Source organism: Anaerotignum neopropionicum, from assembly GCF_001571775.1.
Lineage (GTDB): Bacteria > Bacillota > Clostridia > Lachnospirales > Anaerotignaceae > Chakrabartyella > Chakrabartyella neopropionicum.
In genome coordinates, this window is sequence record NZ_LRVM01000004.1 from 19460 (window position 1) to 32155 (window position 12696).

The window sequence follows — 12696 nt, forward strand, 5'->3', positions numbered from 1 at the left end:
TTTGCGCTTGGTGTCAAGGCGGGGAAAAAACTCATGTGTTTTATTATAGACAAAAAACTTGATTTTTTGTTGTATGATTGGTATAATAAATAGGCTTTCTGCTGGGAAATAACTGAAATATTTGGAGGGCTAAGGAAGTGACCATAATGGATCTGACTCGAAATTAGGTCACTTGCCCCGAAAACTGAAAAATTATTAAATGGAAGTGTATCGAAGTGGTCATAACGAGCTTGACTCGAAATCATGTTACTTGCTCCGGAAACTGAATAATTATTAAATGGAAGCGTATCGAAGTGGTCATAACGGGCCTGACTCGAAATCAGGTAGTCCTCACGGGCTCGTGGGTTCGAATCCCACCGCTTCCGCCAGAAGATTAGGTCAAAATAGATACAGGGCTGAAAAAGCCAGTGTTTATGCGGCCTGACGAGGGTTTTGAATGAAAAATTCAAGACCCTCGTTTTTCATAGATGCACCTCGCTTTTTAACAAGAAAGCGGGGTGTTTCTTGTTTTAGGCCGGAATCAGTCCGGCAAACAATTTCATAAAGCCAATACGCTACAGGGCAATTTTGAAGCGGCTGTGTTCTTCGTGACTGAAAAACACAGCCGCTTTTTTTGCGCCCAAAATCAAAAAGAAAGGATGGATGCACCATGAAAAACGAACTGCAATCCCTGCGGCTCTTCAGCCCCCTCTTCCCCCATATCTACAGAAAAAACGAATGGGGCGATATGGACGATTACCGGGAGGATTTATCCGCCGGTGAAGTTTTGGAATATGAGGATGAAATCCTTGCCCTCATTCAGAAAGAAAAGCTCCCCAGCGAGGGCGAGCGTGGCCTTGCCGTTTATCTTGATGATGATCTCAGCCGAAAGGTGTACAGCATTAACCCGACTGTTGAAGAATGGAACGGTGAGCTGTGGGGTGTGACCGAGATGCAAACCCACGGTACGCTCTCTTCCTCTGAGTTTGCAGAGCTGACAGAATGGCTTTCTTCACAGTTTTCCGATGGCTGGGGCGAGGGGCTGGAACAGCGAGAAATCAAGGTAGAGGACGGTGAGCTGTATCTCAGCTTTTGGGATAGCAGCGACCGCTTCTTTATCAAACCGGAGGACGAGTTGAAAGGCAGCCAGTCCTTTGGCTTCGGCATGACGATGGGAGGAATGCAGTAATGCCAAATCATGTAACCAATATTGTAAGAGTATCCGGCGATCCGGAAAAGGTCAAGGCGATGTTCGAGGATATCAAAGATGATAAGATCGGCCTCGGCAGCATCGACTTCAACAAGGTTATCCCGATGCCTGAGCATATCTTCCGTGGCAACCTTGGTATGGCCGAGCGTGAGAAGTACGGCAAAGACAATTGGTATGACTGGTCGATTTCCAATTGGGGAACCAAGTGGAACAGCTATGGCTACGATGGCGCATATACCCCGCAGGATTTTGAAGGTGAGCATATCGAGTTCCAGACCGCATGGAGCCGTCCGGAAAATGTCATTGCTGCACTGGCGGCAAAATATCCTGACCTATCCTTTGAACACAAATGGGCTGACGAGGACTTCGGATATAACACAGGAAAAAAGGAATACGAAGATGGTGAGGAAATGTTCTGCGATATCCCTTCCGGCGGCTCCAAGGAAGCGCTGGAAATGGCGGCTGAGATTCACGATGTGGATCTGGCCGATGAGGGCTACCTGTACAACGAGAAAACCGGCGAATATGAATATCATAGTCCAGACGAGTCGATGTCACTGAAAATGTAGTGAGCATCGGCTCTTTTCTTTTTAGAGGGAGGTGATGGAATATCAATAGCTTTATCAGCTGGGTGGGCGGCAAAAAAGCCCTCCGCAATATCATATACAGGCTCTTCCCCAAGGACTTCGGCAGATACATTGAAGTCTTTGGCGGTGGGGGTTGGGTTTTATTCGGCAGACCGCCGGACTGCAAAGGCATGGAGGTCTACAATGATTTCAACGGCAACCTGACCAACCTGTTCTACTGTGTAAAAAACAGGACGCTGGCCTTCCTCAAGGAGCTGGGCTTCCTGCCACTCAACTCCCGGCATGAATTTAATGTGCTGCGCCGCTTCTTTGAAAAGGATGAATTCGATACGGAATATCTGAAAGAAGAACTGGAGCTGGCGCAACAAAACCTCCCGCCGCCTGAGTTTGAGGAACTGAGAGCTATTCTGCTGGAGCAGGCTGAGCCAAGCGATGTATGGCGAGCGGCTGCTTTTTTCAAGCTCATCCGCTACAGCTACGGCAGCGGATGCACCTCCTATGGCTGCCAGCCCTTTGACATCCGAAAGGTGTTCACTGTGATATGGGAGGCATCAAGGCGGCTTTCGGATACCGTAGTGGAAAATAAGGACTTTGAGGCATTGATCCGGCAGTACGACCGGGATGATGCCTTTTTTTATTGCGATCCGCCGTATTACATGACCGAGGGTCACTATGCGGTGGAATTCCTGAAAACCGATCATCAACGGCTCCGGGATGCATTGGCAGGCTGCAAGGGCAAGTGGATGGTCAGCTATAACGACTGCGAATTTATCCGGGAGTTGTATCAGGAGTACACCATCACACCGGTCACCCGCCTGAGCAATCTGGCGCAGCGGTATGAGGGCGGCTGCGAATACCCGGAGGTCATCATTACCAACTACGATCCCAAGGAGCGAGAAAAGGATACGTTCCAATTAAATCTATTTGACTTTGGAGGTGAATACGAAGAATGACTGGACTTGAAAAAATCCGTTGGGCAAAAGCCCTGATTGAAGAAGAAAGCAGCGGTGCCTATCAGTTTGTGGTGGGCAATGTTCACGATGACCTGTATCTGCGCTGCGGGGATAAAGCCAATGTGGGGCTGTACCTGACCGTGCAGCAAAATGAGAAAACAGGCAGCTACGACTGCATTTTCAAGGGATATACCCGCATCAGCAGTGGCTACCACAACGCCAAAGGAATGCAGAAGCTGGCTGGCGAGTACAAGCAGGCCGCCTATTTCCTCAAAGAAATGGAGATCGCCAACATCTCTCTGACCGAGGATGAGCTTCGCACCTTTGTGTCGGAGCTGAAATCGGCAGAGGAACAACAAATCAATGCCCCGCAGATGGGGATGTAAAAAGGAGGTTTGCACTATGAAAATCATTGAAACGAAAGGCCAAATTGCCGATAACGGCAGCATCATCCTGCCGCCCGGTGTACTGGACACCATGTGCGTCACTGCCGGTGATACCGTGCATCTGGCGTATCTGTCCCACCACCCGGTGAAACAGATCAACAGCTACGGCGAGTTTTTTCTCACAAAGGATGGCATCAACCATGTGAACGAGCCGGTGGAAGCACCGGAATCCGCAGAATTGTCGGTACCTCATGCGCTTTTGGAGGCGGCGGGGATTCCACTGGATGACGATCTGGATATCCGCTGTGAGGTCGGCGCTATCATCATTGGCAGCGCCGATCCCGTCAGGCAGCTGCCGCCCCAGCTCATGGAGCTGTTTGACAGCCTCGGCGTGAGCCACGACACCATCCGCTGGGTGCTGGAGGGAGGTGCGGAGGATGAAGAATAAGCCCATCTATAAACTCATGGACAGCAAAGGTCGGGTACTGATTCCCAAAGAACTGCGCACCGCCAGCGGTATGGACTACGGCGATATTGTGCGCCTCGGTTTGTCCAACGGTACGGTCAGTGTGCACAAGGTGGACATTATCGAAATCGGCGACCAGTCCCCGGAGGCGGTGGAGGCCTATGTCCGTGCGGCGTTCAAGACCATGCCGGATGATACAAGGCTTTCTCTCATTTCCGACCTGACCGCCCTGCTGCAACAGAAAAAGGAGGGCTGACCGTTGGAACGAAAATCAGCATATACATCAGCGGACTGTGCGGCAACCGGCTTGGGCTGCAATATTCAGAGAAAGGTTGTCGTAATCGGTCAGGACAATCCGGAGAGGCAGCTGTACTTCTGCCTCTGCGGGAACGGAGCCAGTGCCAACCCCAGCGGCGCTGCTATCTTTTTGGTGTCGCTCCGTACCGGGGAGTTTGCGCTCAAAAACCGCAGTGAGGTCATTGGGATTTTGAAGCCGGAGCTTCTGCCGGACAGCGCCAAGCTTCAACTTTCCCAAATCAGGCCGGTGGGAGCGTTGGATTTGCAGAATCATGAGGTGAAATACAGCGGCTACAGCTTTCTGCCCGATGGCCGCTATGCCTCCGGTGTGTGGCTCTGCACCGAGCAGGAAGCGCTCAGTTATGTGGAGATGCAGAAGCCTTACCAGCACCGCATCATGCTTTGCGACCGGGATGACTTCTGTGTGCTGGAGCTACAGGATGGTAAGCTCATTCATCCCACAGAGAAAGAAATGGAAGCCTTTCAACAGAATTCTCAGGATGGAGGCATGACCATGACGTAAAGGAGGCAATATCATGCGAAATATCCGGATGGAAAAAGACATCATCCTGTACTACGGCAACCCTGCCGGGTATGTCAGCGGCGACAAGGCGGTGGTTGATCCTCTCTTTCAGTCGGAGGAACTGAACGCCTTTCTCAGCCGCCAAAAGGACATCGGCGAGGTGAAATGGACAGACGGTGTATATGATCGCCTTGTCAACGGTCAGCGGGATACCCAAGAACTCACGCTGCTGAAAAGCTGCCGGGTATGGCAGTTAAAGCCCGAATCGGATCTCCGGATGCGCTTCATCAGCCTTGCGGATTTCTGCAAGGAGTTCGGCGAACCGCAGATGTCCGATTACCAGACTGTGTATGACGGCGAGGTGGAAACCAACAATCTGGAGGCGCTGTACACCAAATTCAATATAGACCATCCCCCCGGCTACACTGCGCAGATTGCTTATTATACGGAGAAAATCAGCAAAAACAAGGATTGGGAGCTTGCCGGTATTTTTGCTGATGAGGGCATCACCGGGACCAGTGCCAAAAAGCGTACCGAGTTTCTCAAGCTCATGGCACTGTGCGAAAAAGGCAAAGTCGATATGGTGCTGACCAAATCCGTCTCCAGGTTTTCCAGAAACACGCTGGATGCCATCGGGTATATTCGGAAGCTCAAGGCAAAGGGCATCCCCATCATCTTCGAAAAAGAGGGCATCAACACGATGGAGATGGCAAGTGAAATGGCGCTGTGCTTCCTCAGCGGCTTTGCGCAGGCTGAGAGCGAATCCATCAGCCGCAACGTCACATGGGGCAAGCGCCAGAGCTTCAAAAGCGGAAAGGTTTCCTTTCAATACTCCCGCCTGCTGGGTTATGAAAAAAGTGAGGACGGTCAGCCTAAGATTGTGCCGGAGGAAGCGGAAATCGTCAAACGGATTTTCAGAAGCTATTACTCCGGTGCCAGCGTCCGAAAAATAAAAGAATCACTGGAGGCAGACAAAATTCTCTCCCCCACCGGAAAGCAGGAATGGTCAATTGGCGTTCTGCAGTATATGCTCCGAAATGAGCGTTACATCGGTGATGCCCTGCTGCAGAAAACCTATGTGGTGGACTGCCTGACCAAACAAACCCGGAAAAACAACGGCGAAATCCCGCAGTATTATGTAACCGGAAACCATGAGTCGATTATTTCAAAGGATTTATTTAACCTTGTACAGGAGGAAATCGCCCGCAGAGCCGGGAAACGTAAGGTGGCCAAAAAAGCTGTAAAAACCGAAAAAGGAAAATACAGCAGCAAATATGCGCTGACCGAGCTTCTCTGCTGCGGTGAATGCGGTACACAATACCGCAGGGTCACTTGGGCGAGGAATGGTAAGAAAAAGGTGGTCTGGCGCTGTATCAACCGCTTGGAGTATGGCACAAAATACTGCAAGGAATCCCCTACCATTGAGGAAAGTCGGTTGCACCAAGCCATTGTCACCGCCCTGAACCGGCTGGATGAGGATAAGGCCGATGTCATCGAAACCCTCAAGGCAGGCCTGCGGCTGGCCATCGGTTCACAGGATGATGACAGCTTCAATGAAGCGGCTGTCCAAAACCGTATCGCCGAGTTGCAGAGCGTGATGATGGATTTGGTGGAACTCAGCTCCAAGTCCAGCGCCGGTGCAGATTACTTCGATGCCAAGTTTGAGGAAATCGCTGCGGAGATAAAGGGATTGCAAGGGCAACTTGGCGAACACCAAGAGCAGACCATGCTCGCCCAAAACACGCAAGCCCGAATCCATGAACTGCTTTACACACTGGAACATATTGACCTGAGCGTAAAGGAATACTGTGATGATGTGGTCAAGGGGATTATCACCAAGGTGGTGGTTTTATCCGCAGACCGCATCCGAATCACTTTTGATAACAATATGGAAATGGAACAAGAGTTGCTGGGGGAGTAGAGAAACCTTTGAATTTTTGAAAAATAATCTCATTCCTATATGAGGTGAGTTTACTCAGTATAGTTAAGAGTTTAAAAACGATATGTTTGGTATCAAAAGTGATATGAAATTTTTCATAAATAATACTATTAGATTGTGTTATGTGCTTGGATATGGTATTATAATTAGGTATGCATTTATGCGGTTGGAGGCGTTTTTATGGCACTTAGTTACAATAAACTTTGGAAATTGTTGATTGACAAGAATATGAATAAGGTCGCGTTAAAAGACCAAACGGGTATTGGCCCCTCCACTCTTTCTAAATTGACAAGAAATAAAAGGGTTAGCATGGAGGTTCTGGAAAAGATATGCAGGGAACTGGATTGCAACATTGGCGATATTGTAGATTATGTTAAAGATTAAATAGATGGAGATTATATAATTATGGATAATAATATAAATAGTTTAGAGCTAATGAGCAAAGAAGAACTTCTTGACTTTGCAAAGAAGATACTTAGTGGCGGCATTACCCTGTCATTTAATGGGAAACGTACAGCTCAGGTTATTGAGCGTAAGGTAATGCCCCGCATAGTAAAAGTGGATAAAGAGCTTAGCTTTAGTGATTATAATGCTGAGGGAAACAATATTATTATTGATGGAGAGAACCTTCAAGCTATGGTTACGCTTTATAAATATAAAGGCCAAATAGATTTGATTGTCACAGATCCACCTTACAATACCGGAAAAGACTTTAGATATAATGATAAATGGGACACAGACCCCAATGATCCGGATTTAGGCGAACTTGTCACCTTAGAAGATGGTTCTAGGCATACAAAATGGATGAAGTTTATGCTACCCAGAATTCAGATGATGAAATCCATGTTAAAGCCTAACGGAGTCTTAGCTATTTGCATTGATGAAAGAGAATTTTTCCATTTGGGTATGTTGCTTAATGAAGTTTTTGGTGAAGAAAATAGAATAGGTATTATTAATTGGCAAAAATCATATTCGCCAAAAAATGATAGCACTCATTTGTCTAGTGCAACCGAATATGTGCTAGTATACTCTAAGAGCAAAGAGGGTACAAAAACAACACTACTAGACAGAACAGAAGAAATGAATGCTAAGTATAAAAATCCTGATAATGATCCCGAAGGTTTATGGACTAGCGGTGACCCTGCTGCTAGAACAAAAACTGATAAAGATAGATATGCCATACAATCCCCATTTAACGGTGCTTTACATTATCCTGGAACAGGTTCCTGGCGTAATACCAAAAAGAATATGAAAGAGTATTTAGAATCTTGGGGTTCCAAATATGTTGAAAAGGATATAGGTGATGGCAGACCTAAAGCTCTAGTTCTCAAAGGAGTGCCTATACCCGTTATTCCAGAAAGTCAAAACTTGGATAATAATCCCGTTGTTTTTTTTGAGGGAAATTTAGGTGAATCCATATTAAAAGCAGAGAAGAAAGCAATTGCAATTAGGGACAATAAAGTAATGCCCGTGCTACACTTCTTGAAGAACGGATATGGGCGGCCACGTCTAAAAAGATATCTAAATCAAGTGAAAAGGGGTAAAGTAGCTCTCACTTTTTGGGCAGATGAAGACTATGACGAGTTGTTTCAAATAGGATGCCAATCATGGATTCATGAAGAAAGTGGGCATAGTCAAACTGGTATTAATGAACTAAATTATATCTTAGGAAAAGGTCATGATTTTCAAACAGTAAAACCTTTAAAACTCATTGAAAAAATTATTCAACTTTGGTGTCCCACAGATGGCATAGTCCTTGACCCATTTGCTGGTTCAGGAACTACTGGACACGCTGTACTTGAATTAAATGACATTTCTGATGCTAAAAGATCTTTTATTCTTATTGAAAAAGGCGAAGAAGAAGATAAATATGCTCGAACCTTAACTAGGGAACGCGTGAGGAGAGCTATCACTGGTGAACGAGTCAATAAAAATGGTGTAGTTGAAAAATTAGAAGATGAATTAGCTGGAGGGTTCGAATATTGGATTTTAGATAAAAAGGTAGATGCTAAAGCTATTCTTGAAATGAAGCGGGAAGAACTTATTGATGTCATTACAACATCACACTGGGAAGACGATAAAAGAAAGGCAACCAGTGTTATTGAGAGGATAAATAAAAATTATAAATATTTGGTTGGCAAAAATATTTTAGGTGAGGGCTTCTTCATTATTTGGAACGGTAAAGATTCAGTTGGTGAATTAAACCAAAACACCTATATGGAACTATTAGCAGAGGCAAAAAAAGAAGGTGTCAATACACCATTTCATGTGTATGCAAGATACCAAGTTTATCAGACACCAAAAGTAAGATTTTATCAAATACCTGATAAAGTACTTATGCACCTTGGCCTCAATGAAAATAGTGATAGATACAATAATGAGGAGGATTAAAAGTGGAACCGAAAAACTTTCAGATAGATGCATCGGAAATGCTTGCGACTAGACTTGCAGATTATTTAAAAGATCCTTTAATGAGGACAAAAGAAGAAATAATTCCTTTCTATCAAAACTTATCGTCTATAACTGGTTCCGGCAAGACTCTCATTCTTGCTGACTGTATTGAACAGATAAGAGCATATTTGAACACGCAACCTGTGGTATTGTGGTTATCAAAAGGAAGAGTTGTTGTAAGCCAAACTTTAGACAACCTTTCTAATGGCAAATATGCAGAGAATATTCCTAATTTTGATGTTAAACCGTTGTTAGATTGCAAAGAACGGAACTTAAAGGATGATAAGAAGGGTTTAATTTTAATAGCTACTGTAGGTAAGATTAATCAGAAGGATAAGGAAGAAGGAGATAGGCATGTTTTTCAAACAGGTTTTGATAATGCTGATAGCTCTTTATGGGATATGCTTAAAAAACGACAGTCGTTTACAGGAGTGAAAAGAGACTTAATAATTGTTTATGATGAGGGTCATAATTTATCAGATCAGCAAACACAGATACTACTTGATTTATCACCTACAGCCCTAATTGCGGCAAGTGCAACAACTAAAGTTCCAAAGGCTCTGGAATGGTATATTGCTCGTCTAAAGAAAGAAAAAAGTATGAAGGATAGCGATTTAGTTGTTGCTGTAAGTAACAAAGAAGTTGTTGATAGCGGCCTTATTAAAAAGCATATATCATTAGGTGGTTATTTAACTCCAATGGAATTAGCAATCAATAACTTATTAGATGATATGAAAGAAACAGAAGAAGCAACGAAAAAATACGATTGTAGGTTCTTACCAAAGGCTATATATGTGAGTGATACAAATATGTTGCTTGCTACTTCTGAGGTTGATAATCACTTGGTACCTTTTAATGAAAGGCGAGCAAGACCAATCAAAATATGGAGGCACCTTGTTGAACAGGGGGTTCTTCCAGAGGAAATTGCAGTATACTGTAATTTGAGATTTGATAAAAGATTTCCGAAACCTGATAATTTTAACTTGTTTAGTGGCGGCGATAACGATTATGAAGAATTCACAAAAGGCAGCTTTAGGCACATAATATTTAACCAATCGCTCCAAGAAGGGTGGGATGACCCTGCTTGCTATTTTGCATACATTGATAAAGACATGGGGTCAAGTACTCAGGTAACTCAGGTGATTGGTAGAGTTTTAAGGCAACCTAACGCAACTCACTATCCAGATGATAAGTTAAATATGGCTAGCTTTTACATAAAAACAGACGAAAAGGATGTTTTTAAATCAATACTAGAAGAAGTTAGAAAAACCTTATCCATTGACATTCCAGAAATTTCAATATCATATCATATTGGTAGCGGTAAAAATAAGATAAAGCCTACGGAGGCACCAAGGCATCATGTTGAGGTGCCTGACATTGCTATTGTGTCAAATAGAGCTATGTCAGAAATTAAGAATGTAATTGATAAGATGATAGACTATTCAACAGATAATACGAATACTATTGGTGAGGGCAGTACTATTAAGGTTATAACCGACATTGGTTCTAACGAAGATGGACGAGAAGTTGCAACAGCAACAGCTCATAGTAATAAGGTTACTGTACGTTGGATTTTCAAAAGAGAACTTGATAAATTAGCCAAGAACGCTATAACCATTTGCGATATATCAGCACCTAAATTTGATGCTCTTGTTGAGTATAATAGCAATGCAGCATCTTATATAAAAGAAGAAGCTGCAAAGATTGCGGAAATCTATAGGCAAAATTCAATCATCATGCAGAATCCTTTGGATACAGTACCGATAGGAGAAGTTATTATCAGTGATGAAAACATAGAATTTAATAATTCTGTGCATGCAAGATACAGCGATTTTAACGGCTTTGAATTGGATTTTGCAAAAGCACTTGATAAGACCGGATTAGTCTGGATGAGGAATCCTAAAAACGGCGTTTTGAAAATAAAACTATTGGATGGAAAAGGTACTGATACCTTTAATCCTGACTTTATTGTTTGGACTGAGGACACGGTGTATGCTCTTGATACAAAAGGTGATCATTTAATTCATACAGACAGTGTACGGAAATTATTCTATCTGGAAAAGGCGTGCGTTGGTAAAGATTTAGTTATCAAGTTGATAAGCGAAAAGAAGTATAACATTCACAGTCAAGTTATTGATCAAAATGGATATACTGTATGGCAACTAAAGCAAGGTCAAATTTCACCAATGACATGTTCAACTATTATGGAAGCTGTGAATATTTGCATCTCTGATTAAAAGATACAGAGAACGTAGTTGAGAAATTCAAAATAGCTGCATCTATTTTGACCTAATGACACATAAGAAATGGTAGTAGAAGATGTCATCGGCAGAAATGCCGATGACATCGCCATTTATAAGCCTTTTTTCTCAAAAAGTAAGCGTTTTTTTACATGTCATTTTCGTGGATGTGAAAACATCAATTTTCGGTTGTAAGTGTATTCGAACTATCACGATTATGCACATAATAGGCTCTAAAACCACAGTACATAGCGGCAAAATAAAAAGTAGCGTCCTTTTTACAAAATCGATACAAACCCAGTGTTTAAGCCACTTTCAGCGACCTTTAAAAAAAGGGCGCCACTCAATAATTCAAATAAAATGTAAGTAAGGCTCTGATTTCAACAGCAAGAAATCAGAGCCTTTTTTGCGTTTCGGGAGAAAGGAATGAATATGACCTAAATTACAGGCACTTTACTCAAATATATGGGTAGCGCCCTTTTTTAACCAACGGGTTTTATGGAGGATTGCAAAAGGGCGCCACTTCAAATCAAGGCCAAGTCTATGGAGAAATCCAAAGGCTTGGTCTTTTTTTATTTCAACAAAATCGAAAGGAATGAAAACAATGTCACGCTATTTTATGTATGGAACAAACTTGCAGGATACGGAACGGATGATGATGTCTGTTCCAAATTTTTTACCAAGAACGAAAGGAATGATTATCATGGGAAAGAAAATAATTGACGAAAAGGAAGAATTCAAGAGATGTGTTTATTGCATCCAGTACACCAAAGGCGGCTGCAAAATGGCACATTGTCCCTATCTTTTAGACCGAGCAGATTTTGGTCAAGTCGGATATGCTGACTTTATCAAAGATAGCTTTTGGAGTTCCGATGACTTCTATTTCAAGAAAAGATTGAGAGGACTCATCCGAAGCTTTACTGGCGAATGGTTTCTGTCCACCTATCACAAGGATAGATACTTTTACCTTACACAAGGCAGCGCCCTTTTGGAAGATACCAAGAAACGGAACCTTGCATTACTTTATTTACTGACAGCCAATGAACAGCTTTGGCAGCGAGCAAAGGATCACATCTATCCAAATAAGATTGCACTATCTGAAATTCCTCTCACCGGCATTAGCACAACTTGCTATGCCTTGTACCAAGCTGCAAAAACAATAGCCAATGAAAAGCTTTATATCAAGGAAAATGAGCTTGCGGATAAAGAATTAATTGGCGGATTTACTTTTAAAATAATTATCCAGTCCTTTTTAATTGCGAGATATGGTGATGAGATTATGTCTGTGAAGCAGTAAAAAAGAGCCTGCTAAAACAGACTCTTTTTGTTACTTTGAATAGGTCATTAAATCACTGATATTGCAATCCAAAACATAGCAAATACGAGTGAGGACATCAATATCCATTCGCTCAATATTTCCGTTGTACCATTTATCAGCTACTTCAAAACGAACATTGGCAAGCTTAGAAAGTTTGCTCCGTGTTATATTCTTTGCATCCATGATTTCCTTCACATGGAAGTTGATTTTGCCATAATCTTTAATCTCAAAAATTGAGTTAGTATTATCCATATTATTCACCTCTATACACATAGTCTATATGAAACATTACATCTTGACTATTTACACTTAAATAGATACTATGTATATAGTATGATGCGAAAGGA

At 43.1% G+C, this 12696-nt stretch carries 13 protein-coding genes and 1 tRNA gene; 13 read left to right on the forward strand and 1 reads right to left on the reverse strand.

Going from position 1 to position 12696, the window contains the following annotated elements:
• Positions 1-279 precede the first annotated feature (279 nt).
• From CLNEO_RS07355 to CLNEO_RS07420, 13 genes are all read left to right on the forward strand, one after another.
• A tRNA-Ser gene (locus CLNEO_RS07355) sits at positions 280-368 on the forward strand.
• Positions 369-649: 281 nt separating this feature from the next.
• Positions 650-1168: a hypothetical protein gene (locus CLNEO_RS07365; RefSeq protein WP_066086721.1), complete on the forward strand. Its 519-nt coding sequence runs from the start codon at positions 650-652 to the stop codon at positions 1166-1168.
• On the forward strand, positions 1168-1758 hold the full coding sequence (locus CLNEO_RS07370; protein ID WP_066086724.1) for a DUF1281 family ferredoxin-like fold protein: 591 nt from the start codon (positions 1168-1170) through the stop codon (positions 1756-1758). Before CLNEO_RS07365 ends, CLNEO_RS07370 begins: the two co-directional genes overlap by 1 nt.
• Positions 1759-1820: 62 nt before the next feature.
• Positions 1821-2729 carry a DNA adenine methylase gene (locus CLNEO_RS07375; RefSeq protein WP_083531907.1) on the forward strand — a complete coding sequence of 303 codons (909 nt, stop codon included), beginning with the start codon at positions 1821-1823 and terminating at the stop codon, positions 2727-2729.
• Positions 2726-3115: a hypothetical protein gene (locus CLNEO_RS07380; protein WP_066086730.1), complete on the forward strand. Its 390-nt coding sequence runs from the start codon at positions 2726-2728 to the stop codon at positions 3113-3115. The genes CLNEO_RS07375 and CLNEO_RS07380 overlap by 4 nt, the downstream gene beginning before the upstream one ends.
• A gap of 16 nt (positions 3116-3131) precedes the next feature.
• Positions 3132-3563, forward strand: coding sequence for a hypothetical protein (locus CLNEO_RS07385; protein WP_066086731.1), 432 nt, complete (start codon positions 3132-3134; stop codon positions 3561-3563).
• A complete protein-coding gene (locus CLNEO_RS07390) occupies positions 3553-3837 on the forward strand; it encodes a division/cell wall cluster transcriptional repressor MraZ (RefSeq protein WP_066086733.1) in 285 nt (94 codons plus the stop codon). Before CLNEO_RS07385 ends, CLNEO_RS07390 begins: the two co-directional genes overlap by 11 nt.
• Before the next feature lie 3 nt (positions 3838-3840).
• Entirely contained in the window at positions 3841-4401 is a 561-nt protein-coding gene (locus CLNEO_RS07395) for a hypothetical protein (RefSeq protein WP_066086736.1), read from the forward strand.
• 13 nt (positions 4402-4414) lie between these two features.
• Entirely contained in the window at positions 4415-6322 is a 1908-nt protein-coding gene (locus tag CLNEO_RS07400; RefSeq protein WP_201032884.1) for a recombinase family protein, read from the forward strand.
• Positions 6323-6520: 198 nt separating this feature from the next.
• Complete coding sequence (locus CLNEO_RS07405) at positions 6521-6724, forward strand: helix-turn-helix domain-containing protein (protein WP_066086738.1); 204 nt, start codon at positions 6521-6523, stop codon at positions 6722-6724.
• A 21-nt stretch (positions 6725-6745) separates the two neighbouring features.
• Positions 6746-8731 carry a site-specific DNA-methyltransferase gene (locus tag CLNEO_RS07410; protein ID WP_066086740.1) on the forward strand — a complete coding sequence of 662 codons (1986 nt, stop codon included), beginning with the start codon at positions 6746-6748 and terminating at the stop codon, positions 8729-8731.
• Positions 8732-8733: 2 nt separating this feature from the next.
• Entirely contained in the window at positions 8734-11028 is a 2295-nt protein-coding gene (locus CLNEO_RS07415) for a DEAD/DEAH box helicase (RefSeq protein ID WP_066086742.1), read from the forward strand.
• 607 nt (positions 11029-11635) lie between these two features.
• Complete coding sequence (locus CLNEO_RS07420) at positions 11636-12328, forward strand: hypothetical protein (RefSeq protein ID WP_066086745.1); 693 nt, start codon at positions 11636-11638, stop codon at positions 12326-12328.
• Positions 12329-12358: 30 nt separating this feature from the next.
• Here the strand turns inward: CLNEO_RS07420 and CLNEO_RS07425 are convergent, their stop codons facing one another.
• Entirely contained in the window at positions 12359-12601 is a 243-nt protein-coding gene (locus tag CLNEO_RS07425) for a helix-turn-helix domain-containing protein (protein ID WP_242864183.1), read from the reverse strand.
• Positions 12602-12696 lie beyond the last annotated feature (95 nt).

What these genes read in the sequence shown, in the direction of transcription:
- CLNEO_RS07365 (WP_066086721.1), top strand. Translation starts at nt 650, where the DNA reads ATGAAAAACGAACTGCAATCCCTGCGGCTCTTCAGCCCCCTCTTCCCC.
- CLNEO_RS07370 (WP_066086724.1), top strand. Translation starts at nt 1,168, where the DNA reads ATGCCAAATCATGTAACCAATATTGTAAGAGTATCCGGCGATCCGGAA.
- CLNEO_RS07380 (WP_066086730.1), top strand. Translation starts at nt 2,726, where the DNA reads ATGACTGGACTTGAAAAAATCCGTTGGGCAAAAGCCCTGATTGAAGAA.
- CLNEO_RS07385 (WP_066086731.1), top strand. Translation starts at nt 3,132, where the DNA reads ATGAAAATCATTGAAACGAAAGGCCAAATTGCCGATAACGGCAGCATC.
- CLNEO_RS07390 (WP_066086733.1), top strand. Translation starts at nt 3,553, where the DNA reads ATGAAGAATAAGCCCATCTATAAACTCATGGACAGCAAAGGTCGGGTA.
- CLNEO_RS07400 (WP_201032884.1), top strand. Translation starts at nt 4,415, where the DNA reads ATGCGAAATATCCGGATGGAAAAAGACATCATCCTGTACTACGGCAAC.
- CLNEO_RS07405 (WP_066086738.1), top strand. Translation starts at nt 6,521, where the DNA reads ATGGCACTTAGTTACAATAAACTTTGGAAATTGTTGATTGACAAGAAT.
- CLNEO_RS07410 (WP_066086740.1), top strand. Translation starts at nt 6,746, where the DNA reads ATGGATAATAATATAAATAGTTTAGAGCTAATGAGCAAAGAAGAACTT.
- CLNEO_RS07420 (WP_066086745.1), top strand. Translation starts at nt 11,636, where the DNA reads ATGTCACGCTATTTTATGTATGGAACAAACTTGCAGGATACGGAACGG.
- CLNEO_RS07425 (WP_242864183.1), bottom strand. Translation starts at nt 12,601, where the DNA reads ATGGATAATACTAACTCAATTTTTGAGATTAAAGATTATGGCAAAATC.